Raw genomic sequence first — 24,388 nt, 5'->3', positions numbered from 1 at the left:
GGCAGCGGACCGCGGTTACGGCGGTCACACGGCCACCCTCACCCGCCGGATGCGGAGCGGCCACCGGTGGGCGGCCGGACGGATGACCCCGCCGCGGTCACGACGCCTTCCACGGGGCGAAGGCGTTGTCCACGGACCGCAGGGACGACCGCAGCTCCGGGAAGTGGCGCAGCAGCACAGTGGTCATGCTGTTGTTCTCGATCCAGTCCAGCCCGGTCTGTGTGTACACCTGGGGTGTGTAGTCCCTGGTGAGGAACCGGTCGCTGTTGAGGCGGCGGGAGGCCATGAGGATGAAGATGCGGAAGGCGGTGTCGCTGAAGGCGAAGCCCTTCGGCCGCGGCTCGGCATACATGCCCACCATGAGATCGACGCGCTCGATGTCGTCGTCGTACATCCGGCGGAGCTCCTCGGCCCAGGACGGATCGTCCGTGAGGGAGGCGAAGTCCTCGGCGGGTTTGAGGTGCAGCAGGCGCCGGAACTCGTTGTACCGCGGTACGCCGAGTTCCCGGATCCGCAGGATGTCGACGGCCGCCAGGTCCATGAGCTGGTCATCCGGACGCTGGAACTCCTGGAGGAATTTCGGGTAGTTGTGCAGCGTGACCAGTCCCGGATGCGAGGTGCCGAAGGAGTAGAACAGGTCCGGCAGCGCATGCTTCCGCAGGATGTCGTACGCGTACGGACCCGACAGTTCGCGGAAAGTGGCCTCCTGGAGCAGCGAGTTGTCGGCGGCCGAGCGGAAGCTCCAGTCGTCCGGGATCAGGGGGTGCATGCGGTAGACGGCGACGAATTCCTCGGTGAGTGCGTAGGGGACGCCGAAGTGGTCGGTCCGGCCGCCCACGATGCCGCTGAGCACCTCGCTGCCGCTGATCCGGCCGAGCAGCTTGTGCACCCGCTCGCCCAGGATGCCGAACCAGTTGGCGCGGAGCGCGGCGATCGTCGTCGGATGGCTGATCACCGCGGGGGTCCACTCGACCGTGTGGATCTTCGCGATCAGCGCCGCGTTGATCAGGCGCGCGCGTTGGAAGAGCTGCTCGTCCGACCAGCCCGGGTACTCATGGCGCAGCCGGTCGCAAATGGCGTTGTGCTCCTGGAGGAACAGCAGATGCATCATGGCGAGGCCCAGCCAGAAGCCAGGGGTGTGCGCCGGGTCCCGCTCCGGCTCGTCCGGGAACAGCGAACCGTTGTGGGGCACCCGCAGTTTGCCGTCCGTGCCCGAGCGCAGTGCCTGCTGCGCGGCCGGGTCGTTGCCGTAGAGCTGGGACGCGTCCCACCAGTGGGAGTTCTCGTTGAGGTGGGTCGGCGGCAGACCGTCGCCGTTCGCCGGCCGGGTCGGGTCGGGGAGGGTACGGGCCACCGGCATCGGCGAGGCCGGCCACGGGTCGTCGTCGGCCAGTTCGATCTGCCAGGGGCGGTCCATACTGCCCTGACCATGGCTGACCCAGTCGCGGATCATGAATTGCAGCCATGCGGCGACCAGGGCGTTGACCGACTCGGCGGGGATAAAGGTGTGTCTCGTGAGCAGTGCGCGGCTGATCTCCCGGGGGCTGGGGGACAGTATCTCCGGCTCCGGCTCGGGAAAGGCCGCAGTGGGCGGGACATTGCGGCCGAAGCGCGACCGGGCCATGCCCATGCGGGGGTCGTCCAGGTCGTTGTACGTACCGTCCGCCGTCCGTTCGGTGCGGTGCCGCGCCTCGGGAGGCCCGGTGTCCGGCAGATCCTGGGACGGGTAGCCGCTGGTGTCGAAGAGGTTCTGCCGGCGCAGGATGTTGCGCAGGCCCAGCAGGGGCAGCAGGCCGAGCGGCTTCGGAAGGTTCTGCCAGCCGATTCTGTGGTCCACCGCCAGCATCAGCCTGTTGTAGAGGGCGAGGAACGGCGACGGGGCGTCACCGGCCTGTCGGGGGTCGGACCGGCGTCCGGAGCCTCGGGGGGCTGTGCTCATCGTGGACCTTCCTTCCGGCTCCGGGCTTCCGATATGCGGCATGCGGCATATCGGCATATCGGAAGATCGGCATGCCGCATATCGCATACGGTGCGGCCGGTGGGGACGCGGCGTCGGCCGTCGGCCCGGGCCCCTGTACCCGTGTGCCCATGTGCCAGGGCAGTCGCCGCACAGGCGTCATGGCTGGAGTGGTGGTCGTCGGTTGCGCAGGCCCTCCCCGCATGCAGGGGAGCGGGCAAATCCCTCCTTATACGAAGATATCGAACGTGCCACTGATCGGCGCGCCGAGTTCTCCGGAGCTCCCGACGAGGCATGCCCGCCGCCTGCGGGCCGTTGGGGGCAGGTGGTGCGCGTAACTTCGACTACCGTCATCCGCCCGCTTCCGGGAACCAGGCGTCGGGCCCGTACGACTGACTGGACCGGGGCCCGTGAGGGCCGGAGCTGTCGGGAGGGGCGCGTGCTGGTGAAACGTGGCAAGGAACCGGAGGCCGCCGGGCCGGACGGTGGCACCGTACGCCCACCGGGCGGCCGGTCGCTGACCGTGCTGCTCACGACGGCGATGGCGTTCTCCATGCTCCAGCTGTTCGTGATCGGGGCCCTCGGGCCGCGGCTGGTCGGGGAATTGGGGATATCGCGCACGGTGCTGGGCCTGACCACCACGGCCGGCTTCGGGGCGGCGGCCGTGCTGTCGCCGATGGCGGGCCGACTGGTGGACCGGGTGGGTCCCCGGCGTTGCCTGATCGCGCTGCTGCTGCTCACCGCCGCTTCGCTGGCGCTCATCGGCGCCGTCCCGGGAACGGCCGTGCTGCTGCTGGCCGTCGCACTCGGCGGCGTACCGCAGGCGCTCGCCAACCCCGCCACCAACAAGGTGATCCTCGCTGCCTTTCCGGCCGAACGGCGGGCCGCCGTCACCGGGCTGAAGCAGTCGGGGGTGCAGTGCGGGGCGTTCGTGGCGGGACTGCCGCTGTCGCTGCTGGCGGCGGGGGTGGGCTGGCGCGGCGCGGTCTGGGCGGCGGCCGCCACGGCGGCACTGGCCGCGCTCTGGGCGGCCCGCGTCCTGCCCGCCGACCGGCCGTCGGCCACCGCGGGCCCGCCTGGGGCCTCATCGTCCCCCCGGGAGACACGGCGGCTGGCCGTCTTCTCGCTGCTGCTCGGCTGTGGCATCGCCTCGGTCAACACCTACCTGGCGCTGTTCGGCTCGCAACGCCTCGGGATGACGCCGACCACGGCGGCGGCACTGGTGGCCGTCCTGGGAGTGGCCGGCATCGGAGGACGCGTCGGCTGGTCACGGGCGGCGGGGCGGCCGGGCTGGGCCGAGGCGCTGCCGGCGCTGCTGGCGGCCGGTGCGGTGGGCGCCGCGCTGCTGCTCGCCGTCGCGCTCCGGGCGCAGCCGCTGGTGTGGCCGGCCGCCGTCGCGGTCGGCTCGTTCGCCGTGTCGGCGAATGCCGTCACCATGGTGCTGGTGCTGCGGAAAGCGGCGCCAGGCCGGGCCGGGAAGGACTCGGCCCTGGTGTCGGCGGGATTCTTCGCGGGGTTCGCGGTGGGGCCGCCGCTGTTCGGTGCGCTGGTCTCCGCGACCGGATACGGGCCGGGCTGGCTGCTGGTGGCGGCGGAGTTCGCTGCGGCGTCGGCGGTTGCCGTTCCCCTGATGCTGCGTCGCTCCGGAGGGCCCGATGCCTGAGACGACCCACCACGAGGCATGGGCCGACCGTGCGTGGACGGCGCTGCTGGAGCGGACCGGACAGACCGCGGCCGAAGTGGGGCCGCGCTTCCCGCTGTACGCCGATCCGGAGAGCGGTGCCTGGAAGTCCACCTCCAGAGGGTCCTGGACGGGCGGCTTCTGGGCCGGACTGCTCTGGCTGCGCGCCCTGGCGTCGGACGCTCCCCAGGACCGGGCCGCCGCGGCCGAGTGCACCCGGAGACTGGCCCACTGGACCGACCAGGACACCGCCACCCGCGGGCTGATCTTCTGGTACGGCACCGCGCTCGCAGCCGGGCCGGGGCGCGACGGTGAGGCGGCCGGGCTGCGGGAGAAAGCGGCCCGCTCCTGTCTGGCGGCGTACGACCCGGAACGCGAACTGGTGCCCTGGGGCGCGGCGTTCGGCGGCCCCCGGATGCTCGCACGGGTGGACGCGGTGCCGGGGCTGGTGCCGCTGCTGGCGGGCCTGGCGGGGGAGGGGCAGCGCGCGGCGCACGGCCATCTGACCCGGCATCTGACACTGAACCGCACCGAGCACCCACCGCGCCCGGCCTGGCAGGCCGGACCCGAGGACGGCTGGACACCCTGCGCCGAACCCGCACCGGGATGGAGCCGCACCACGCCCTGGCTGCTGCTCGGCCTCGCGGACGGACTCCACTTCCTCACGGACGGGCTCGACTCCCGTGCGGCCACGGGACTGTGGGAGGCGGCCGGTCGGCTCACCGCGCCCCGGCTCGCCCCGGCCTCCCCGCTCGTCCCGCCTGCCCAGGAGGGGCAGCCGTCCGGCCCGGTCGACACCTCCGCGGCCGCCATCGAGGCGGTGGCCCTGCTGAAGCTGGCCGCCCTGGCCCGGGCGACGGACCGCGGGACCGAAGCCGAACGGCTGACCGCGCGGGCCCGGCAGATCCTGCATCGTCTGTGCACCGGCCATCTGTCGGCCCGGGGCGCACTGACGGACGGGTGCTATGACGCCGCCCGCGCCCTCGCCCCGTGCCACGAGCTGATCTGGGGTGACTTCTTCCTCGCGGTGGGACTGGCGGTCCTCACCGGCCGGACGGATCCGTTCACGACGTGACCGTTCACGACGTGAACGGATAGCCGCGCAGCACCCGGCGGGCGACGGCCGTGATGTGCAGCTCGTCGGGGCCGTCCAGCAGCCTGGCCGTGCGGCCGGTGCGGAACAGCCCCGGCAGCGCGGTGTCCGGACCGAGGCCGGCCGCGCCGTGCACCTGGATCGCGGCGTCGGCCACCTGCTGCAGCATGCGGGCGGCCGCCACCTTGGCCAGGCCGGTCTCCAGCCGGGCGTCGCCGCCCGCGGCCAGCCGGGCCACCGCCTCATGGACCAGGGGCCGGGTGGAACGGATGGCCAGCAGCGAGTCGAAGACCATCTGCTGGACGAGCTGACGGTCCGCCAACGGCCCGGCCGACTGACTCCTCGACCGGGCCCGCAGACACATCAGATCGAAGGCCCGCTCGGCCTGTCCGAGCCAGCGCAGACACCGCAGCACCCGGCCGAGCACCAGCCGCTCCCCGGCGATCCGCAGCGCCTGGCCGGGGGCGCCCACCGCATGCTCGGGCGGCACGGCGACACCGTCGAGTTCGATCTCCCACTGCCCGCCGGCGCCCAGTACCGGCAGCTCACGCACCACCGTGAACCCCGCGGCGGACGAGGGCACCAGGAACAACGACAGGCTGTCCGTACCGGGCCCTTCGTCGTCCGCCCGCGCCAGCACGGTGAGCAGATCGGCGTCGCCCGCGCCCGAGATGAACCACTTGCGGCCGTGCAGGACCCATCCGCCCGCGGCGTCCGAGACGGCCTTGGTCGCGGTCAACCCCGGGTCGGTACCGGGTGTTTCGGGCTCGGTCATCGCATAGCAGGTCCGCACCTCGCCGTCGGCGATGCGCCGCAGAAAGCGTTCCTTCACGGTGTCGTCGGCATGCCGGTCGAGCATCAGCACATCGAGGAGGGGCGCCGAACCGAGTGCGGCCGGGCCGTGGTCGCTGGCCCCCTCGGCCTCTGCGATATGGGAGTAGAGCGGAAGGGCGAGCCCCTGGCCGCCCCATTCCTCCGGCAGCGGCAGGGCCCAGAGCCCCTCCCGCTTCGCCTCGGCCTGGAGTCCGCGCAGCTCGGTGCGTGCCGCGGCGCCCCCCGCGTCCAGCACCGGCTCGCAGGGCATCACCCGCTCCCGCACGAACGCCATGACCCGCCCGCGCAGGGCGTCGATCTCGGGCGGGCAGCCGGGCTGCCCGAGTCCGGCGGACCCGAGCGGCGGGTCCGTCGCCGACAGTTGCTGCCCAGCGTTCATGGCGTGCACGGCCTTCCTCCATTTCACCGGGAACTCGGTGAACCGACAGTCCGACTTACTGGCCGTGGAGTTGGTCGGCGCCGGACGCCGTCTGGTTCCCGTGTCTGTGTGAACCAGGCGGCGGTCCGCCGCCGGAGAGGAGTGCCGTGGGACACCCTGCCGTCATCCGCGCGTCCCAACCGTTGGAAGAGGTGACCGTCCGGGTCGCGGGCCCGCCGGCGCTCACCACGCCGGCGGCCGCCCATCTGCGGGCGCTCGGCGCGACACTGACACCGCGGACGCCCGGACCGCACACCGGGCCCGCGGCTTTCGAGGCCGCGGGCGCAGCGGGCGCGGCCACCGCGTACACCGCCTGGGCCGATGTCCTGCCGGCCGCGGACGCCGTCGACGAGTCCACCGTCCAGGCGGCCACCGGCATGATGCAGGTGCACGGCAGACGCGACGGCCCCCCGCGTGGTCTCGCCGTCGACTACGCCGCCACCTGTGCCTCCGTGCTCACCGTGCAGGGCCTGCTCGCCGCCCTGCTCGGCCGGGCGCGTGGCGGCGCGGGCCCCGCGCAGGTCACCACCGGAGCCGACCGGGCCGCGCTGCTCACCCTCGGCCAGTACCTCGCGGCGGCGAACGCCCCGGAGGCCGAAGCCGTGTCGCTGTCGCCAGGAGGGCCGCCGTTCACCGCGCGGTGCGGCACCCGGTTCGAGCTGGAGGCGCTGGACCCCGTCCCCTGGGCCCGGTTCTGGCGGGACCTCGGTGCGCCCGAGGAGGCGATCCGCACCGGCTGGCAGCCCTTCCAGTTCCGGTACGCCACCGCCTGCGCCCCGATACCCGAGGCCCTGCACCGGGCGGCACGGTCCGTGCCCTGGGCGCGGGTGCAGCAGGCCGCAGCCGCTTCGGGGGCGGAGGTGTGCCCCCTGCACGCCCCGGCCGCACCGCCCGGAGCGATGGCTCACCCGGCACCGTGGACCCTGACTCCCCGGACCGCTGACTGGACCTCTCCGGCCACCGGCACCGCCCCCGGTGCCGCACTTCCCCTGTCGGGGCTGACGGTCCTGGAAGCGGGCCGCCGCATCCAGGCCCCGCTCGCCGCCCATCTGCTCCGTCAGCTCGGTGCGGAGGTCCTCCGGATCGAACCCCCCGGCGGTGACCCGCTGCGCGGTATGCCGCCCTGCTGCGAGGACATCTCCGCCCGATGGCTCGCGCTCAACCGGGGCAAGGGCGCCGTACAGATCGACATCAAGTCCGCCGTCGGGCAGGCCGAGTTGCGGGAGCTGGCCTCCGGTGCCGATGTCTTCCTGCACAACTGGGCACCGGGCAAGGCCGAACAGCTCGGCCTGGACGCCGACCGGCTGTCGGCCGTCAATCCGGGGCTGGTGTACGCCTACACCAGCGGCTGGGCGGGACGGCTGCCCGATGCTCCGATGGGCACCGACTTCATGGTCCAGGCCCGTACGGGCATCGGCACGGTGGCGCGCCCCGCCGACGAACCGCCCGCGCCGTCCCTGATGACCCTGATCGACGTCCTCGGCGGACTGCTGGGCGCGGAAGCCGTGGTCGCCGGTCTGCTGCTGCGCGAACGCAGCGGCCGCGGTGTACAGGTGGAGTCCTCGCTGCTGGGCGCCGCGGAAGCGCTCACCGCACCGGCGCTGCACCGGGCGGCGGCCGGCGGGGAACTCCGCCGTCCCGCGGGCTTCCGCCGTCCGCTGCCGACCGCCGACGGCTGGATCGCCCCCGCCGATGACTCGGCACCCGCCGCCGGTGCCCGCGCGGCCCGGCTGGCGGAGCTGACCTCGGAGCAGGCGCTCGAAGGGCTGCGCGCCGACGGACTGGCCGCGACCGCCGTGACCACCGACCTCGGTGCGCTCCCGCAGGACCCGCGCCTGCGTGGTGCCTTCACCCGCGACCCCCATGGCTCCCTCGCCGTCCCCACGCCCTGGAGATTCCAATGACCCATCGGATGCACGACCTGGTTCCCGGCGCTCTCCGCCGCACATGGGCGGCGCAGGGACACTGCCCCGATCTCGACCTGTACGCGCTGTTCCGGGCACACCGGATGCGGGACCCGCTCCACACCGCTGTGATCGACGCGCAGGGTGAGGCCAGTTATGCCGAGCTGGACACCGAGGCACGATGTCTGGCCGCCGGCCTCGCCGAGGCCGGTATCCGCCCCGGCGACGTGGTGGGCGTCCAACTGCCCAACAGCAGAGCGGCGGTGGCCGCCGATCTCGCGCTGGCCGCCCTGGGGGCGATAGCCCTGCCCTTCCCCGTCGGGCGCGGCGGACGCGAAGCCGTATCGCTGCTCGGCCGCTCCGGGGCGCGGGCGGTGATCGCGGCCACCACGTACCGGGGGACCGAGCACGCCAGGGAACTGGCCGAGCGGGCACGCGACTTGCCCGCCCTGCACACCGTGATCGCCGCCGGACCGGGCCCGGTCCCCGCCGGATGCCGGTCACTGGCCGGCCTCACCAGCGACGAACGGACCGGATTCACCCCCGAACGGCCCGATCCCGACTCCGCGGCCCGGATCCTGGTCTCCTCCGGCTCCGAGGCGGAGCCGAAGATGGTGGCGTACTCGCACAACGCGCTCGCCGGCGGCCGTGGCAATTTCCTCGCCTCGCTGCTGGTCGACGGCACACCCCCGCGGTGTCTGTTCCTCGTCCCGCTCGCCTCGGCGTTCGGCAGCAACGGGACCGCGGTGACCCTCGCCCGCCACGGCGGAACCCTGGTGCTGCTCGACCGTTTCACGCCCGAGGACGCGCTGGCGGCGCTGCGCACCCATCGGCCCACCCATGTGCTGGGCGTGCCCACGATGGTCCGCATGATGGTGGAACGCTGCGCCACGGAAGGCCGTACGGCGGACGGGCCGAAGGCGCTGGTCCTGGGCGGCTCCGCGCTCGACGCGGCCACCCACGACGAGGCGGCCAGGGTCTTCGGCTGCCCGGTGGTCAACCTCTACGGATCCGCCGACGGGGTCAACTGTCATACCGGCACGGCCCAGCGGACCCCGCTCCCGGACGACGGACCGGGGATCGTGGTGGGCCGGCCCGACCCCGCCGTCTGCGAGATCCGTATCGCGCCACCGCCCGGTGCGGCCTCGGACGGGACCGGGGAGATCCTCGCGCGAGGCCCGATGACGCCCCTATGCTATGTCGGTGCCCCCGAGCTGAACATGCGCTACCGCACGGCGGACGGCTGGGTACGCACCGGCGACCTGGGGACACTCGCCGCCGACGGCACCCTGCGGGTCGTCGGCCGTCTCAAGGACATCGTGATCCGCGGCGGCGCGAACATCAGCCCCGCAGAGGTGGAGGGCGAGCTCTCCTCCCACCCGGACGTACGGGACGTGATCTGCGTGGGCGTGCCCGACCCGCTGATGGGGGAGCGGCTCGCGGCCTGCGTGGTGCCGAGAGCCGGCCGGGAGATCACCCTGCAGAGCCTGTGCGCCCACCTCGACGCGCGGGGTCTGGAGCGCCGCAAACACCCCGAGCATCTGCTGCCGGTGACCGGCGCGCTGCCCCTCACCCCCGCGGGCAAGCCCGACCGCGCCGCCCTGCGCGACCGGCTCGCCGCCGGGCTCCCGGACGAGCCCGCACGGACGGGGTGACCGGCCGGCGGTGGTGGGCCCATGCGCCAACATGCGTCAACGGCCCACCACCGCACGGCGGTCCGTCCGCTCAGGACCCGGCGAACGCCTTCTCCATCTGCTGCGCGGCCTTGCGGTACACCGCCAGCAGATCGAGGTCCTGGCCCGGGTAGTTGGCGATGCTCAGCTGCTTGGCGCCCGAACCGGGCAGTACCGTTCCGGTCGACATGTTCTCGTTGTCGAGCACGAACTTCGGCTTCTTCGCGGACAGCTTGGACAGCTGAGCCGGAGTCACCGCCTCCGGGCCGTAGGTGCCCACCATCTGCGCCCCGGCGAGCTTGGCCGCCCATGTGGTGAACATCTGCGCCGTCACCGCCGGGGCCTTGCCGCCCGGCCAGGCGGCCCGCACCTTCTTGTGCAGCGACTCCCACTCCTTGCCGAACGTGGTGTTCCACCGCCCGGCCGCCTTCTGCGTACCGAACGCCTTGCCCAGACGCGTCACATTCGCCGTCGTCTTCGACGGGGTGTTGTCCAGGTTGAGCTCGATCATCTTGGCGTCGGAGCCCGCCGCCTCCTTGATCCGGCCGGCGAAGGGCTCGAAGGAGGAGTAGAGGACATAATCGGCCTTCGCCACCTTGGTCAGATCCGACGGCTTGACGTCGTAATCGGGCGCATGCCGGATGCCTGCGGGGACGATGGACGTGACGTTCTTCGCCCCGGCTGCCTTGGCCAGCGCCGCCTCCCACGCGGTGGTGGCGACCACCACGGGTCCGGAGGCAGCCTTGTCCGACGTACCGGAAGCGGTGTTTTCCGAGGCCGCGCCGGAGCCGCATCCGGAGATCAGCAGCAGGCCCGCGCTCAGTGCGGTGAGGGGACGGACGAGGACGCGGGTTCGCGCCATGAGGGAGTTCTCCGTTCAGGGATGAGATGAGCTGCGAGGGCGACCGCACCCGCAGTGAGGACGAGGACCGGCCCGGGCGGCAGGTCCCAGGCCAAGGAGGTGAGAAAACCGACGACGTTGACCACCAGCCCGATGCCGATCGCCCACAGCGTGATCGACACCAGGGAGCGGCCGAGCCGGCGGGCGGCGAGGGCGGGCAGCAGGGTGAGCGCGTCCACCAGCAGGGCCCCGGTCAGCCGGATGGCACCGGCCACCGCGACCGCCACCAGCACCAGGAGCAGCACGGTGAGCCGCTGGACCGCCACCCCGGAACACAGCGCCAGTTCCCGGTCGTGCAGTAGCAACGACAGCTCCCGGCGCCGCCAGAAGAACAGCGCGGGAAGAGCCACCGCCAGGGCACCCAACACCGCGAGGTCGACGGGGCGCACCGCCAGGATCGACCCCCACAGCAGCGCGAAGGCCCCGTTCGCATTCACCCCCGACAACGCCAGCATCAGCAGCGCGGCGGCGATGGCCAGACTCATCAGCAGCCCCATCGCCCCCGACAGCCCGTCCGCCGTACGCGCCAGCGGCGCCACCCCGGCACCGGCCAGCGCACACGCGACGAGCGCACACAACACCGGGTCCAGCCCCAGCAGTTGCCCCACCGCGATACCCAGCAGCGCCACATGCATCATCGCGAAGCGCACCGGCATGATGTCCAGCCCGACGATCACCACGCCCACCACCGGCAGCCCCATGGCTGCGAGCAGCAGACCGGCCCCGGCGCGCTGGACCGGTACGAGCTGCAGCAGGTCACCGACCTGTCCGAACGCGCTCACCGGACCTCCCGCAGACGTCCGGCGGCCATCTCCAGCGTCCGGTCGCAGCGCGCGGCCATCGCCCGGTCGTGGGTGACCACGAGTACCGTCACCGGCAGCGTGGTGAGCGCCTCGGCGGCCTCCTCCTGCCCGGCGAAGTCCAGTGCCGCCGTCGGCTCGTCGGCGAGCAGCACCCCCGCCCCGGCGGCCACACACCCCACCGCCCGCGCCAGATGCATCCGCTGCAACTGCCCACCGGACAGACTGCTCAGCGGACGGTCCGCGAGCGCACCCACCCCCAGACGCTCGGCGGCGTCCGCCGCCTCGGCCGGGGCACCGCTGCTCGCCAGCAGTTCCTTCGCCAGCAGCGGGAAGCGTCCGGCAGCCGGGCGCTGCGGTATCCATGCGCAGGCCCGCCGGCGCCAGGCCCATTCCGCCGCGCTGCGGCAGCTCCGCCGCCCGACGAGAATCTGGCCGTCGACCTGCCGGTGCAGCCCCAGCACCGCCCGCAGCAGCGTCGTCTTGCCCGAACCGTTCGTACCGGTCAGCGCGATCCGTTCACCGGCGGCCACATCCAGATCGACACCGCTCACGGCCTCCAGCCGGCCATGCCGGCACACCACGCCGTGCATCCGTACGTCGAGACCGGACGACCTGCTCGTCTGCCGTGCCGCTGGGGGCTCCGGCCGCTCATTGCTGCGCTCCACAGCCCACTAGTCGGCCCGCCGGGCCGTGGAGTTCCCGGGAACTCCACTTTCTCTGGGGGACCGGGGCGGGTGACGCGTCACGGGGGCGTGCCGGCGGGCGTCGTTGGTGCGCGCGAGGCCCGATGCCTTCCGCTGCCTGCTGACCGCTGACCGCCGATCTCTGACCGCTGAGGGCCGACCTCCGATCTCTGACCTCCGACCGCTGACGGCCGCGGAGTGGTCGCGGGGCCGGGCGTGCGGGGTGGGGACGGGGACCGGGACGGGCGGGGGCCGGGCTTGCGGGACGGGGGCGCGGGACCGGGGCGCGGGACCGCTGTTCCAAGCGTCCCTGCGCCCCGGCCTTCTGCCCGGCCGACCACCACCGCCGCCGCCTCATCCGGCTCCCGACACCGGCCGAGGCTGACCCTGCCTCAGGCCGATCCCAACTCAGGCCGATCCCGCCTTAGGCCAATCCCGCCTCGGGTCGACCCCGTCTCAGGCCAATCCCACCTCAGGCCGATCCCGTCTCATGCCGACGCCGTCGAAGCGGACACCTGCAACGACGCGCCGAACCCCGCCTCCGCCGCTTCCCGCTCCGCACCGTCCGGCCGCCGCACGGTGGTGCCTTCAGCGGAGTTCACCAGCGCGATCAGCGTCTCCCGGGCCCGCGCCACCCGGGACCGGACGGTGCCCACCGGACACCTCGCCACCGAGGCGGCCTGCGCATAGGGCAGTCCGAGCAGCTGGGTGAGCACAAACGCTTCCCGCCGCGCGGGCGCAAGCGCGCAGAGCAGATCGGCCAGCACGATGCCCTCGTCGAATCCCGGCAGGACCTCCGGCTGCGCCTGTTCCGCCATGGTCTGCCAGTCGTCGAGCGCGGCGATCCGGGGCCTGGCCCGGTTGGCCCGGATCCGGTCGGCGACCGTGCGCCGCGCGATCGTCAGCAGCCAGGTACGGGCCGAGGACCGGCCCTCGAAGGAGGGGAGGCCCCGGAGGGCCCGCAGATAGGTGTCCTGGACCAGGTCGTCCGCCGCCTGGAAGTCACCGCTCAAGTGCGTGACATAGCGCAGCACATCGCGTCGGGTGGCCCGTACGAACCTCTCGACGGCGGCCTCGTCGCCGCTACGGCCCTCCAGCGCCCACCTGGTCACCAGGGCATCCTCAGCGGCACGCATGCGAGGCCTCCTCTCCCGTGCGCAGTTCCGTGGGCAGGGGTATCTGTGATACCGGCATCTGGGCAGGCGTCATCATCATCGGAAGTCCTTCGCTGGATCCGGTCACTGTGAACGGCATCGGGACCGGAGATGTCGGGGCGGGCGCGGCCGGCGCGGCGTCCGCGCAAGTTCCGTCCGTGGCCCGCAGGGCGCACTGCTGTCAGTGGACAGCGGGCTCCAGCGGTGGGCCCCGTCGCGAGACGACATGGACCAGGAGCAGTCTCCGCAAGGCGCGATGCGGTGTCCGCTCCGGTTCCCGGGTGTCCGGAGGGAGGGTCGGAAGCACGGGGTGCAGAACGAGCCGGATACGCGGTACGAGAGCGAGGGACACCGCCCGCACCAGCCGGAAGACCGCGCGTTCGCCGCCCCACATCCACCACACGCTCAGCGTCGCGATCAGCAGATGCGCCGCGAGCATCGCGCCGATGCCACCCGGCGTCCCCGGATGCGGTAGGTGCCCCATGCCGGGCATCTGGCCCGGCATCGACAGACCGCCGAAGTGCCCGTCACCGAGCATCGCCTGCACCGGCAATCCGTCAACCAGGCCCTCGTGCGGGCCACTTGGGACGCGCATGTCATGGAACGGCACACCGCCACCACACCGCAGCGATTCCCACCACAGCTTGGCCCAGGACAGCTTGCTGTGCCCGGCGTGGTCGATCGCCTGCCCGAGGGCGAAGGCGGAGTGCAGCGTCGCTTGGGTGCCCACGGTCAGGGCCGCCACCGTCAACGGACCTCGTTCACGGCCGGCGAAGCACCATGCACCTCCCGCGGCCCCTGCCGCAGCCGTGAGCAGCACCTTCCACGGCAGCACCGCACCGGAGGTCAGCACATGCCCGACAGCCGTGAGCAGTACGCAGACCACCGCGAACGCGATGGCCCGCAATCCCCTGAGTACGTATCCGGCTTCCATGGCGAGAACAGCTTGCCCCTCCCGTGCTCCGTCAGACAGAAGAGGCCAAAAGATGCTCACTTCCGGAGTGAAAATGACTGGCGGAACGGATGGCGGACTACGGCACATCGATGGCCGACGAGTCACCCAAAGACGTACGGGACACCCGGCACCGAGGAAGCCCCGCATCCGGGGTACGGCCGACAAAGGCGACGTATCGCCCTCATCGCACCCCCTTCCCAGACCCCCTCTCCAAACCCACACCCCGCGAACGAACCACAACCAGTAGCGTCGGACACATGCGTGCCTTCATCGTCGATGCGTTCACCGACCGCCCCTTCGCCGGCAATCCCGCCGGTGTGTGTCTGCTGGACGAGCCGGCCGACGCCGCCTGGATGCAGCGAGTGGCCGCCGAACTCAACCTGCCGGAAACCGCCTTTGTGCACCGGACAGCGGAAAACACCTACGGATTGCGGTGGTTCACGCCGACCGTGGAGGTCGATCTGTGCGGTCACGCCACATTGGCCACCACCCACGTGCTCCACACCACCCAGGGCGCCGCTCCTGACGCGGCCCTGCACTTCGACACGCTCAGCGGTGCACTGACCGCCCGTCGCGACGACCAGGGCGTGATTTCCCTGGACTTCCCGGCGGATGCGCCGACCGCCACCCCCGCGCCGCCGCACCTCGCCGAGGCCCTCGGCGCCGAGCCGAAGTGGACGGGCCGGGCCAGGCACGATCTGCTCGTGGAACTGCCCGATGCGGCCACGGTGCGTGACCTGACCCCGGACATCGCCGCGCTGGCCGACTTCAGCGGCCGGGCGGTCATCGTGACCGCGAGCGCCCCGGACGGAGCCGACCACGACTTCGTCTCCCGCGTCTTCGCCCCCGCCGCCGGCATCCCCGAGGACCCCGTCACCGGCGCCGCCCACTGCGTCCTCGCCCCCCTCTGGTCCGGACGGCTGGACCGCACCACACTCACCGGCGTACAACTCTCCCCACGGGGCGGCCGGGTGGGCGTCGAACTACGCGGCGACCGCGTCACCCTGCTCGGCCAGGCAGTAACCGTCTTCGACGGCGAACTGCGGGCTTGAGGCGGGGCGGCCGGCCGAGACGACCGCGGCCGCCCGCAGACGCAGGCAGCGTCTGCACCACCCGGTATCCGGTTGTGGGGGAACCACCTCCTGACGATGATCGACCCCATGACCACGCCGCAGCACGGGCCCTTTGCGGAGGCCCCTCTCGAAGAACTCTTCCCCGACGCCGGGGAGGGGGACCTGGAGCTCCTACGGCACGAAGCCGCGCGGGTGGATGCGGCACTCGCCCCAAAGGGCCCGGCGCGGTGGGAATGGGAGCCCGGGGTGCTGTTCACGGAGATCACGGTGGGCGACGAGGCCGGCGACCGGCTCGAATACATGCTGCAGGTGGACTGTTCGGAAGGCACCAGCGCTTGGGTGTTCGCGGGTGTGAGTGTGGCGTGCGGGTGCGAGGAGAACCATGAGACGCACCTCGTCGGCCAGGTCCCCGTGTACCTCACAGAACTGACCTCCCTCTACGAAGGAACAGAGCTGGGGATGGCGTTCTCCTTCGCGGCATGGGAGTTGACCGGCTGGATCGAGAACCCCAGGGAACCGGACTACTGGCGCTCCCTGAAGGGATTGCCGGCGCCTCGACCGACCGCTCCGGCGCCTTGACCGACCGCCCCCGCTTAACCGATGGACCGGACGAAGCTGGACCGATGGTCTGGAGAGAGGAGACAGGTGTGGACGCTGCCGTCGTCTTCTCGAACGCTGATGCCGCCGCGCTGTACGACCTGTTGAATCCGTGGGACCCCGAACAGTGCCCCAGCGATGCCTTCTACGACGAGCTGGTCATGGCCGCGGCCTCGGTCCTGGACGTCGGCTGCGGCACCGGCGCCATGCTGCACCTCGCTCGCGAACGTGGCCACCCGGGCCGTCTCGTCGGACTTGATCCGGACCGTGCCGCACTTGCCCGGGCTCGGTCCCGGGCCCGGCATCGCACCGCTATCGAGTGGGTCGAGGGCACAGCAGCGGCAGCCTCGCGGTGGGACGCCGCGTTCGACCTGGCGACGATGACCAGCCACGCCTTCCAATGCCTTGTCACGGACGCGGAGTTGCGTGCCTCCCTCGCGGCGGTCCACACGGCGCTGTGCAACGGCGGCCGCTTCGCGTTCGAGACGCGGCACCCGCAGGCGCGTGCCTGGGAGGACTGGAATCCCTCCGAGGCATCCGACATCGTCGACTCGGCCGGCCGGGCCCTGCGCGTATGGCACGAGACCGAGTCCGTCATCGGTGACCTGGTCACCTTCACCGGGACGACGGCCGCGGCCGACGGCACCGTGCTCCGTGTCGACCGGACGAGCCTGCGCTTCCTTGACGTCGCGAAGCTCGACGAGTTCCTCATCGACGCGGGCTTTGCCGTCGAGGCTCGGTACGGGACCTGGGACGGTGGGCCCGTCACCGGTACGAGCCGGGAGATCATCACGATTGCCCGCCGCCGATAGGGCCATGGGGCTGTGTAGCCTTCGGTGGCGAGAAAAGGCGGGAGCGGCTTCAGGCGCATGCAAGAACAACACAGTCACTTGACGAGGCGTCAAGTGGTCGACATCACAAGGTTTTGATATTCGGCAAAGCGCCCGCTGTCCGCTTTTGCCTGTGGTTTCGTGATACCTTCCTTCCCGCTTCTTATTCTGTCGTTACATCCATGGGGGGACCGCGGATGCGCCGTCGCCCATCCCGGAAGGATCACCGGTCGAAGTCTGACGACCCTCCTCTCTCGAGATCTCGCTGACGCGCCCACCCCTGCCGTGCAGTTTCCTTCGCCCGTACGGCGTGCGGAAGGAAACAAGGGTGGGGTTATTGCCGATGTGGACATCCGGGCCGCCGAAGGGCAGCTCACCGTAGGCCGGAAAGCGCTCAGCAAAGTACCGCGATCTGGCCATTCCTTCAGGACAGCGCAGTTGGTGAATTCGCCGCCGACCGGCGGCGATCCGGATTCGCCCCGCTGAATCCGGAGGAGGCGCGCCAAAGAACCGCGCGAGCACCACACCACCACCGAATCCCAGGGCTGAGAACGCACGCGCGCCTTGGCTCCCTCAGCTGAACCCGGTCGTTCCGACCCTTCAACGGACAGGCTCATGAAACGAATACCTTGGGTGCGCGCCGCCGCTGTCGGCGGCTGCGCCTCGATCGTGCTCGCCGTTCCGGCGCTCGCCGCGCATCAGGCGTCGCCGCCGGCTGCTCGGACCACGCCCGCGGATCAGGGCGCACAACCGTCCCTGCCGCGCGGCTTTCGGGCACCGGATGTGCCCGCCGGCGTGGCGACTGCGCCGTCGTCCGGTCCGGCGACGCCGTCCTCTGGCCCCGTGAAGCCCTCCAAGGGCGTGACGCAGGAAGAGATCCGCAAGGCGCAGGAGCTGGAGCGCTACTGGACGCCGGAGCGCATTCGTGCCGCCGTCCCCGTGGACGCGGTGCGGACGGGGGAGAAGGGGCAGGATCCGCCGGGTTCCGCCGACGTGGCGGGCCGCAGTGGAGTGTTCGCGCCGAGCCATCAGGTCGCGTCGGGAGCCGCCACGGTCGGTGTGTTCCTGATCCGCAGTGAGGACGGGTCGGCGACGCCCAACCAGTTCTGCAGCGCCAGCGCCGTCACCTCGCCGACCAAGAGTCTGGTGCTCACCGCGGCTCACTGCCTGAAGGGCGGCAAGTCGTATCGCAATGTCGCCTTCGTGCCCGGCTACCGGGGTGGGGCCTCGCAGGCGGGCCAGCCCGGGGAACGGCCCTACGGGCTCTTCCCGATGGAGCTGGGCAAGGTGTGGATCGACGAACGGTATCTGTCCTCGTCACCCAGCGACGATGTGGACTTCGCCGTCCTGCGCGTCGGACCGAACGCCCAAGGACAGCTCCTGGAAGATGCCGTCGGCCGCGGCAACACGCTCACGGCGGTCCGCGCCGCGGATCTGGCACGCCGTGAGGTGACGCTCATGGGCTATCCCGGGGGCCAGAAGACCCCGCTGCAGTGCACGAACGCGACCAGGGCCTTCCAGGGCCGGTTCATGGAAATCAGCTGCGCCGGCTTCCGTACGGGGGTCAGCGGCGGTCCGTTCCTGGAAGGCTTCGACGGCAGCCGCGGCAACCTCGTCGGCGCCATCGGCGGCTACAAGACCGGCGGGCTCCAGGACGACATCTCCTACAGCTCGCAGTTCGACAACGACGTCTTCCGCCTCTACCAGCAGGCGGTCACGGACGCGGCGCCGGACACCGTCAACCCCCTCGGTGACGCCACCACCTGGCAGCACGCCAGCACCGTCCTCACCGGCCGGTTCCACTCCGACTCGGTGCGCAACAACACCGGCGACCTGATCGTGCGCTGGTCCGACGGTGAGGTCTCTCTCTACCCCGGCAACCGCGCATACGGTCTGCGCAAGGACATCCAGCTCGTCAAGAAGGGTCCGGTCTGGAAGAAGGCCAAGGCCGTCACCGCCGGAGAATTCACCGGCAACAGCACCGACGACCTCCTCGTCCGCTGGGACGACGGCAGACTGACCCTCTACAAGGACGTCAACGAGACCAACAAGCTGACCCAGGCGATCCAGCTCAAGGGCCCCAACGGCACGTGGACGCATGCCGAGAGCATCACCGCGGGCCGGTTCGGCGGCGGCAACGCGCGCCGCGACGACCTCGTGGTGCGCTGGTCCGACGCCGAGATGACTCTCTACACCAATGTGGACGGGCGGGGTCTGCACGCCGAGAAGCAGCTCGCCAAGCGCAAGAACACGACCTGGTCACACGCCCGCGACAGCGTCGCCGGGAACTTCGCCGCGACCGCCGGCGACCAGGATCTGTTCGTCCGCTGGTCCGACGGTGAAGTGACCGTCTACGAGAACATCGCCGCCAAGGGCTTCAAGGCCGAACACCGGCTCCGCCCCGCGAAGTCCGCATGGCGTTACAGCAACCTGGTCACCGCCGGCGCCTTCGGCGGCGGTACCCGTCAGGACGACCTCATCGCGCTCTGGCCCGGCGGCAAGCTCGTCATGTACGGCGACACCACGGCCAAGGCCCTGGGCCTCGAACGTCTGCTCGTTCCCGCGCGGATCAGCTGAACCTCACGTCACGCCCCAGCCGTGCCTTCCGGTCTCGCATCAGGGAACCGGAAGGCATGGCCCTCCTCGTCCTCTATGCCTCGGCCCTCGGGGCCACCGCCGGCGCTCCCCTTGGGGCGCCGGCGCGCAGGTCAGGCCGGTGCCGGGAGGCCGGGGATCAGGCCGGTGCCGGGAGACCGCAGGTCAGGGACGGTGCCGGGGGACCCGCGGTTCAGGCCGGCGCTGGGAGGCCGCGGATCAGGTCCGCCGCCTTCTCCGCGATCATGATCGTGGGAGCGTTGGTATTGCCCCGCACCACCGTCGGCATCACCGAGGCGTCCACCACGCGCAGGCCGCTGACGCCGTGCACCGCGAGCCGGGAGTCGACCACGGGGCCGATCGCGCAGGTGCTCGCCGGGTGGTAGAGGGTCTGCAGCTCGCGCCGGGCGAACTCCAGCAGGCCGGCGTCGTCCGTGGCGCGGGGGACGCGGAAGTCGGCGCGACGGTGTTTGCGCAGGCTGGGCTGGTCGGCGATGTCCAGCAGCATCCGCAGTGCCCGTACCGCCGTGGTGCGATCCTCGTCCGTGGTCAGGTAGTTGTGCAGGATGTGCGGTTTGGCGCTGGGGATCGCCGACCGCAGCGAGACCTTGCCCCGGCTGGTGGGGGCGAGCAGGACCGCGCCGAACATGAAGGCATGGTCGGTGACCGGGCTGATGCCCTCCTCGTGGAACATCACCGGTGTGGCGTGCACCTGGACGTCGGGAGCGTCCAGCCCCTCGCGGGTGCGGTGGAACCCCCCGGCCTCACCGACGTTGGAGCTCAGCGGACCACGGCCCTCGGTCTCCAGCATGCGCACATTGTCCGGCGTCTCCGCGGTCAGCAGGGATTCGGTGTCGGTCAGGTAGGAAAGGCCGATGTGCGGGTGGTCCTGCAGGTTTTCCCCCACCGGGAGGTCCACCCGGGGTGTGATGCCGCGGGCCGTCAGCTCATCGGCCACGCCGATGCCGGAAAGCATGAGCAGCTGCGGGGAGTTGTATGCCCCGGCCGACAGCACCACCTCCCGCTCGGCGCGCAGTTGGAGCAGGTCACCGCCCCGTTCCAGCTCGACCCCGGTCGCGCGAGACCCCTCGAACAGCACCCGGGTGCACTGGGCGCCGGTGAGCACTTCGAGATTCGGCCGTTCCAGAGCGGGCCGCAGATACGCGACGGCCGTACTGCAGCGCATACCGTCGCGCTGCGTCAGGTGGTAGTAGCCGACACCGTCCTGCTCGGGACCGTTGAAGTCAGCGGTGTAGGGGTGGCCGGCCTCCTGCGAGGCCGCCACGTAGGCAGCCATCAGCGGATGCCGTGAGCGGCCTTCGCTGACGGTCAGCGGCCCGCCGGTCGCGTGCCACGGCGATGTCTCCCCCCGGAAGTCCTCGGCGCGCAAGAAGTAGGGCAGAACGTCGTCCCAGCCCCACTGCTCCGCACCCGCGGCGGCCCAGGCGTCGTAGTCACGGCGGTTGCCCCGGATGTAGATCATCGCGTTCATCGACGACGAACCACCGAGCATCCGGCCCCGGGGCAGGAACCGGCGCCGGCCGTCCAGCCCCGGTTCGCAGTCGCTGAGGTAGCTCCAGTCGTACTTCGTCTGGAAAAGCTTGCTGAAGGCGGCCGGGACGTGGATTTCCTGCGCATCGTCCACCGGCCCGGCCTCGACCAGCAGAACGCGGGTGCTCTCGTTCTCGGTGAGCCGGGCCGCCAGCACACATCCGGCCGATCCGGCACCCACGATGATGTAGTCGTACACCCATACCCCTCACGCAGCGCTCTTGCGGACCTCTCCACCCAAGCCGCTTCGGCAGCTCCGCTCACACCGGGAATCCAGCCAATGTCATCCGGATCCGACCCGCCCCGTAAGGCAGTTGAGGGACGAGGCCTCCCAGGTCAGGCAGGCGCGGCGGCACGGATCTCCTCGTACCGCGCATCCCGACGTGGCCCAGCCCGGCCCGGCGCATCCCGACGTGGCCCGTCCCGGCCCGGCGCATCGAGGCGCGGCCCGGCCCGGCGTATCCCGAAGCGGCCCGTCCCGGCCCGGCCCGGCACCGCGCCACCGCAGCGCTCAGCTGCCGGTGCGCTGCCGTACGCGAGGGCGGGCCGCCCGGCCGCATCGATCATGACGGCCGGAACCGCGGCGTACGGTGGCCGCGCTGCCGCTCGTCCCGGGACCGGTCACCACGCCGAGTGTCCGCACCTGAGCGACGGGCGCAGAATGAAGAGAGCCGCTCTGGCGTCCGGAGGGCGGCCGGGCCACCGTGCGCGGCGGGTGGAAGGACAAGCCGGTGCCATCAGATCGGCCGAGCGACGAGCAGGCTCGCGGTCCGCTCTGGTCCGAGCCCGGGTCGCTGCTGGAGCATGTCGCGGTCGCCGTGTTCGGCATCGATGACGACAACCGGATCTGCTACTGGGGCCCCGGCGCCCAGCACCTGTTCGGCTACCGCGCCGGGGAGCTGCTGGCGAAGCCCGGTGCCCTGCTCTTCCCTGCCGCTCCCGGTGACGGTTCCGACGCCTGCGCCCGCCTGGCCGAGCGCGGCCGGACCGAGGGCTACTGGCGTGGACGGCTGCTCGCCACGCATCTGGACGGTTCGGTCTTCGACTGCGGCTTCCGGGTCTTCCCGGTGGCCGGGGCCGCGGGGCGTTCGGTGGTCATGGCCCTGGCGAGCCGTGGTGACGAGCTGGACCGGGTGAAGACCAATCTCGCCTTCCTCGACGCGCTCTTCGAGACCTGCCCCATCGGCCTGGTCATGCTCGACGAGGAGCTGCGCTACGCCCACCTCAACCAGGGGCTCGCCGACATCAACGGGCTGCCCATCGAGGAACACCTGGGACGGCGCATCACCGAGATCATGATCACCGCGGACGGCGGCGAGTACGAGCGGATGCTGCGCGGCGTCGCCGAGGAAGGCAAGCCCGTCGCGGGGGTACGGGTCGGGATGCGTACCCGGGGCCATCCGGACCGGGACAAGGTGCTGTCGGTGAGCTTCTTCCCGCTCTCCCGGGCAGGGGGCACCCGCCCGGGGGTGGGCGGACTGCTGGTGGATGTGACCGACCGGGAGCAGGCCATCGTCGAGGCGACCGCCACCCGTCAGCGGCTGGCGCTGCTGGACCAGGCCTCCACCCGGATCGGCACCACCCTGGACGTGCAGGTCACGGCCCAGGAGCTGGTCGACGCCGTGGTCCCGGTCTTCGCCGACGCGGCCGTCGTGGAGCTCGTGGAATGGCTGGACGAGCGGGAGTCGTTCGACCCGGCGCTGCCGGTGATCACCCGCCGCCTCGCCCACGGCACCGTGCTGCCCCCTCCCGCGACGGAACTGGTGAGCGGGGTGGAGGGAGTGCACTACCCGCCGGGCTCCGCCATCCACCGGATGCTGCGGACCGGCCGCCCGATCTCCGCGCCGGTGAACCAGGAGTTCATCCTGCGGACCGTGCTGGATGAAGAGCGCGCCCGGGTGCTGGCCGACAGCGGTCTGACCTGCCTCCTCCTCGCCCCGCTCATCGCCCGGGGAACGGTGCAGGGCATCGCCATTTTCGGCCGGTCCGCGGCCCGGCCGGCCTTCACCGAGCAGGACCTCAGCCTGGCCGCGGAGCTCGCCTCCCGGGCCGCGCTCTGCCTGGACAACGCGCGGCTGTACAGCCGGGAGCGGAACATCGCGCTCACCTTCCAACGGGCGCTGCTGCCCAGCTCCCTGGGGACCTGCCCCTCCCTGCACCTCGCCCATCGCTATCTGCCGGGCAGCCACGTCACCGAGGTCGGCGGCGACTGGTACGACGTGATCGCCCTGCCCGAGCAGCGAGTCGCCCTGGTCGTCGGCGACGTCATGGGACACGGCGTCTCGGCCGCCGCGTCGATGGGCAGGCTGCGCATCACCGCCAAGGCACTGGCCCGGCACGACCAGGAGCCGGAAGAGCTGCTCACCGAACTCGACCAGTGCGCCCAGGAGGCGGGCATCGAACTCGCCACCTGTCTCTACATCCGCTACGACCCCGTCACCGGACACACCCGGATCGCCAGCGCCGGTCACCCCCCGCCCCTCCTCCGCTACCCCGACGGCCGTACCGAGATCGTCGACGAGGTGCTGGGGGTCCCCCTCGGCGTCGGCGGCTGTCCCTACCGGTCGACGGAGATCGGCCTGCCCGACGACACCACACTCGTCCTCTACACCGACGGCCTCATCGAGGCACGGGGCCAGGACATCGACGAGGGGCTGACGGCGCTCCGCACGGAACTGGGCCGGCTCCCCGACTCACTGGAGGCCGCCGCGGACCATATCCTCGCCCGCCTCGTACCGAGCTCCCCGGCCGATGACACCGTCCTGCTCCTCGCCCGGGTACACCGCCTGCGGCTGTGAGCGCGCGGCCGCGTCACCGGTCGACGGCATCGACGGGCCGGCGTCCCCTCAAGGGCGTCCCGGCGCGGCGATGCGCGCGGAGACGCACGGATCCTCGTTGCGGAATCCGAGGCGGTTGTAGAGCCGTTCGGCGGGGGAGTTGTCGGCGAGCTGCCACAGCGTGCAGAACCCGTACCGGCGTACGGCGTACCGGGTCAGCCACGCGGTCAGCGCCGCACCGAGCCCCTGACCGCGCTGCCTCGCGTCCGTCGCGACCGACGCCATCAGGGGAGCGCCGCTGTCCCGCAGGCTGCTCAGGGCACCGCAGGCCACCAGCCGTCCGTCCGTGTCGCGGATGCCGGTCCACAGGCTGACGCCGGAGGAGCCGGGGCCGGTCGAATGGGCGGGGCTGTGCTCGTTGAGGAAGGCGAGCAGCTCCCCGTGGTGCGTCTCGTCCAGCTCGATCACCCGCTCCTCGGCCCGTTGGACGGGCGGTTCCTCCAGCGTCCACCGGAAGACCCACTCGACGACATCGGTCACCGCGAGGTGGCGGCCGACCAGGGCCTCGGTACCTAGAGGGCCGGTGAACTCCCTTACGTCATCGGGGAGTTCATGCGCGGCACGGAGGACGAGCCCGGCGGCGGGAACCGCGTCGCCGACGCTCCACAGATGTCCGCGGGCGTCGTCGAGCCAGGCGGCGGCACCGTCGCCGGACCAGCTGATCCGGTCGGCCGGTTGCTGCCGCGCGGCGCCGAAACGCAGCAGGGCGGAGCCGGCCTGGCGCTCCAGACCCTGCCGGAACAGGTCTGCGGTCCGGGGAGGAAGAGTCGTTGCCTGCATCGCTCTCTCGGGAAGGACGTAGCGGGAGGGCGACGGCCCGGACACGCGCAGGGCGCAGCCGGAACCGAC

Annotated in this window: 18 protein-coding genes; 9 read left to right on the top strand and 9 right to left on the bottom strand. The window is 71.8% G+C overall.

From position 1 onward, the window contains the following. Positions 1–97 precede the first annotated feature (97 nt). A complete protein-coding gene (locus NUT86_RS03775) occupies positions 98–1,939 on the bottom strand; it encodes a peroxidase family protein (RefSeq protein WP_274733390.1) in 1,842 nt (613 codons plus the stop codon). A gap of 559 nt (positions 1,940–2,498) precedes the next feature. Between NUT86_RS03775 and NUT86_RS03770 the strand changes: the two genes are divergently transcribed. Further along, positions 2,499–3,620, top strand: a complete 1,122-nt coding sequence (locus tag NUT86_RS03770) for an MFS transporter (RefSeq protein WP_446750818.1) — start codon at positions 2,499–2,501, stop codon at positions 3,618–3,620. After that, positions 3,613–4,713: a sugar ABC transporter permease gene (locus NUT86_RS03765; RefSeq protein ID WP_274733389.1), complete on the top strand. Its 1,101-nt coding sequence runs from the start codon at positions 3,613–3,615 to the stop codon at positions 4,711–4,713. The genes NUT86_RS03770 and NUT86_RS03765 overlap by 8 nt, the downstream gene beginning before the upstream one ends. A 4-nt stretch (positions 4,714–4,717) precedes the next feature. Here NUT86_RS03765 and NUT86_RS03760 read toward each other — a convergent pair whose 3' ends face one another. Continuing rightward, positions 4,718–5,944, bottom strand: coding sequence for an acyl-CoA dehydrogenase family protein (locus tag NUT86_RS03760; protein ID WP_274733387.1), 1,227 nt, complete (start codon positions 5,942–5,944; stop codon positions 4,718–4,720). A 146-nt stretch (positions 5,945–6,090) separates the two neighbouring features. On the opposite strand from NUT86_RS03760, the gene NUT86_RS03755 reads away from it, so the two are divergent. Both NUT86_RS03755 and NUT86_RS03750 read left to right on the top strand, forming a co-directional pair. Continuing rightward, on the top strand, positions 6,091–7,887 hold the full coding sequence (locus NUT86_RS03755; RefSeq protein ID WP_274733385.1) for a CoA transferase: 1,797 nt from the start codon (positions 6,091–6,093) through the stop codon (positions 7,885–7,887). After that, on the top strand, positions 7,884–9,542 hold the full coding sequence (locus NUT86_RS03750) for a class I adenylate-forming enzyme family protein (protein WP_274733383.1): 1,659 nt from the start codon (positions 7,884–7,886) through the stop codon (positions 9,540–9,542). Before NUT86_RS03755 ends, NUT86_RS03750 begins: the two co-directional genes overlap by 4 nt. Before the next feature lie 70 nt (positions 9,543–9,612). Here the strand turns inward: NUT86_RS03750 and NUT86_RS03745 are convergent, their stop codons facing one another. From NUT86_RS03745 to NUT86_RS03725, 5 genes are all read right to left on the bottom strand, one after another. Beyond that, complete coding sequence (locus NUT86_RS03745; protein ID WP_148590741.1) at positions 9,613–10,422, bottom strand: metal ABC transporter solute-binding protein, Zn/Mn family; 810 nt, start codon at positions 10,420–10,422, stop codon at positions 9,613–9,615. Continuing rightward, a complete protein-coding gene (locus tag NUT86_RS03740) occupies positions 10,380–11,243 on the bottom strand; it encodes a metal ABC transporter permease (protein ID WP_274733382.1) in 864 nt (287 codons plus the stop codon). Before NUT86_RS03740 ends, NUT86_RS03745 begins: the two co-directional genes overlap by 43 nt. Then, on the bottom strand, positions 11,240–11,854 hold the full coding sequence (locus NUT86_RS03735) for an ABC transporter ATP-binding protein (protein ID WP_274740369.1): 615 nt from the start codon (positions 11,852–11,854) through the stop codon (positions 11,240–11,242). Before NUT86_RS03735 ends, NUT86_RS03740 begins: the two co-directional genes overlap by 4 nt. Positions 11,855–12,435: 581 nt before the next feature. After that, a complete protein-coding gene (locus NUT86_RS03730) occupies positions 12,436–13,083 on the bottom strand; it encodes a sigma-70 family RNA polymerase sigma factor (protein ID WP_274733380.1) in 648 nt (215 codons plus the stop codon). A 199-nt stretch (positions 13,084–13,282) separates the two neighbouring features. Next, positions 13,283–14,035 carry a PE-PGRS family protein gene (locus NUT86_RS03725; RefSeq protein WP_148590771.1) on the bottom strand — a complete coding sequence of 251 codons (753 nt, stop codon included), beginning with the start codon at positions 14,033–14,035 and terminating at the stop codon, positions 13,283–13,285. A gap of 278 nt (positions 14,036–14,313) precedes the next feature. On the opposite strand from NUT86_RS03725, the gene NUT86_RS03720 reads away from it, so the two are divergent. The 4 genes from NUT86_RS03720 (at position 14,314) to NUT86_RS03705 (ending at position 19,133) form a co-directional block, all read left to right on the top strand. Next, positions 14,314–15,108, top strand: coding sequence for a PhzF family phenazine biosynthesis protein (locus tag NUT86_RS03720; protein ID WP_148590769.1), 795 nt, complete (start codon positions 14,314–14,316; stop codon positions 15,106–15,108). A 108-nt stretch (positions 15,109–15,216) separates the two neighbouring features. Then, positions 15,217–15,708, top strand: coding sequence for a hypothetical protein (locus tag NUT86_RS03715; RefSeq protein ID WP_159491277.1), 492 nt, complete (start codon positions 15,217–15,219; stop codon positions 15,706–15,708). A gap of 68 nt (positions 15,709–15,776) precedes the next feature. Continuing rightward, a complete protein-coding gene (locus NUT86_RS03710; protein ID WP_274733376.1) occupies positions 15,777–16,538 on the top strand; it encodes a class I SAM-dependent methyltransferase in 762 nt (253 codons plus the stop codon). Between the two features lie 861 nt (positions 16,539–17,399). Continuing rightward, positions 17,400–19,133, top strand: a complete 1,734-nt coding sequence (locus NUT86_RS03705; protein WP_274733374.1) for a trypsin-like serine peptidase — start codon at positions 17,400–17,402, stop codon at positions 19,131–19,133. A 211-nt stretch (positions 19,134–19,344) separates the two neighbouring features. Here NUT86_RS03705 and NUT86_RS03700 read toward each other — a convergent pair whose 3' ends face one another. Continuing rightward, entirely contained in the window at positions 19,345–20,901 is a 1,557-nt protein-coding gene (locus NUT86_RS03700) for a GMC family oxidoreductase (RefSeq protein WP_274733372.1), read from the bottom strand. A 532-nt stretch (positions 20,902–21,433) separates the two neighbouring features. Here NUT86_RS03700 and NUT86_RS03695 point away from each other — a divergent pair. Further along, entirely contained in the window at positions 21,434–23,500 is a 2,067-nt protein-coding gene (locus NUT86_RS03695) for a SpoIIE family protein phosphatase (RefSeq protein ID WP_159491285.1), read from the top strand. Between the two features lie 48 nt (positions 23,501–23,548). Here the strand turns inward: NUT86_RS03695 and NUT86_RS03690 are convergent, their stop codons facing one another. Continuing rightward, positions 23,549–24,319 (bottom strand): GNAT family N-acetyltransferase, encoded by a 771-nt coding sequence (locus NUT86_RS03690; RefSeq protein WP_148590760.1) that lies wholly within the window; start codon positions 24,317–24,319, stop codon positions 23,549–23,551. Positions 24,320–24,388: the final 69 nt, after the last annotated feature.

It is taken from the genome of Streptomyces sp. G7(2002) (genome assembly GCF_028870195.1).
Classification (GTDB): Bacteria; Actinomycetota; Actinomycetes; order Streptomycetales; family Streptomycetaceae; genus Streptomyces; species Streptomyces nigrescens.
This window is presented reverse-complemented; position numbering and strand designations above follow the sequence as displayed.

Bases quoted from the DNA above. Each gene is read 5' to 3' on its own strand.
- NUT86_RS03775 (WP_274733390.1), bottom strand. From the start codon at position 1,939: ATGAGCACAGCCCCCCGAGGCTCCGGACGCCGGTCCGACCCCCGACAG.
- NUT86_RS03770 (WP_446750818.1), top strand. From the start codon at position 2,499: ATGGCGTTCTCCATGCTCCAGCTGTTCGTGATCGGGGCCCTCGGGCCG.
- NUT86_RS03765 (WP_274733389.1), top strand. From the start codon at position 3,613: ATGCCTGAGACGACCCACCACGAGGCATGGGCCGACCGTGCGTGGACG.
- NUT86_RS03760 (WP_274733387.1), bottom strand. From the start codon at position 5,944: ATGAACGCTGGGCAGCAACTGTCGGCGACGGACCCGCCGCTCGGGTCC.
- NUT86_RS03750 (WP_274733383.1), top strand. From the start codon at position 7,884: ATGACCCATCGGATGCACGACCTGGTTCCCGGCGCTCTCCGCCGCACA.
- NUT86_RS03745 (WP_148590741.1), bottom strand. From the start codon at position 10,422: ATGGCGCGAACCCGCGTCCTCGTCCGTCCCCTCACCGCACTGAGCGCG.
- NUT86_RS03735 (WP_274740369.1), bottom strand. From the start codon at position 11,854: ATGCACGGCGTGGTGTGCCGGCATGGCCGGCTGGAGGCCGTGAGCGGT.
- NUT86_RS03730 (WP_274733380.1), bottom strand. From the start codon at position 13,083: ATGCGTGCCGCTGAGGATGCCCTGGTGACCAGGTGGGCGCTGGAGGGC.
- NUT86_RS03725 (WP_148590771.1), bottom strand. From the start codon at position 14,035: ATGGAAGCCGGATACGTACTCAGGGGATTGCGGGCCATCGCGTTCGCG.
- NUT86_RS03720 (WP_148590769.1), top strand. From the start codon at position 14,314: ATGCGTGCCTTCATCGTCGATGCGTTCACCGACCGCCCCTTCGCCGGC.
- NUT86_RS03715 (WP_159491277.1), top strand. From the start codon at position 15,217: ATGACCACGCCGCAGCACGGGCCCTTTGCGGAGGCCCCTCTCGAAGAA.
- NUT86_RS03690 (WP_148590760.1), bottom strand. From the start codon at position 24,319: ATGCAGGCAACGACTCTTCCTCCCCGGACCGCAGACCTGTTCCGGCAG.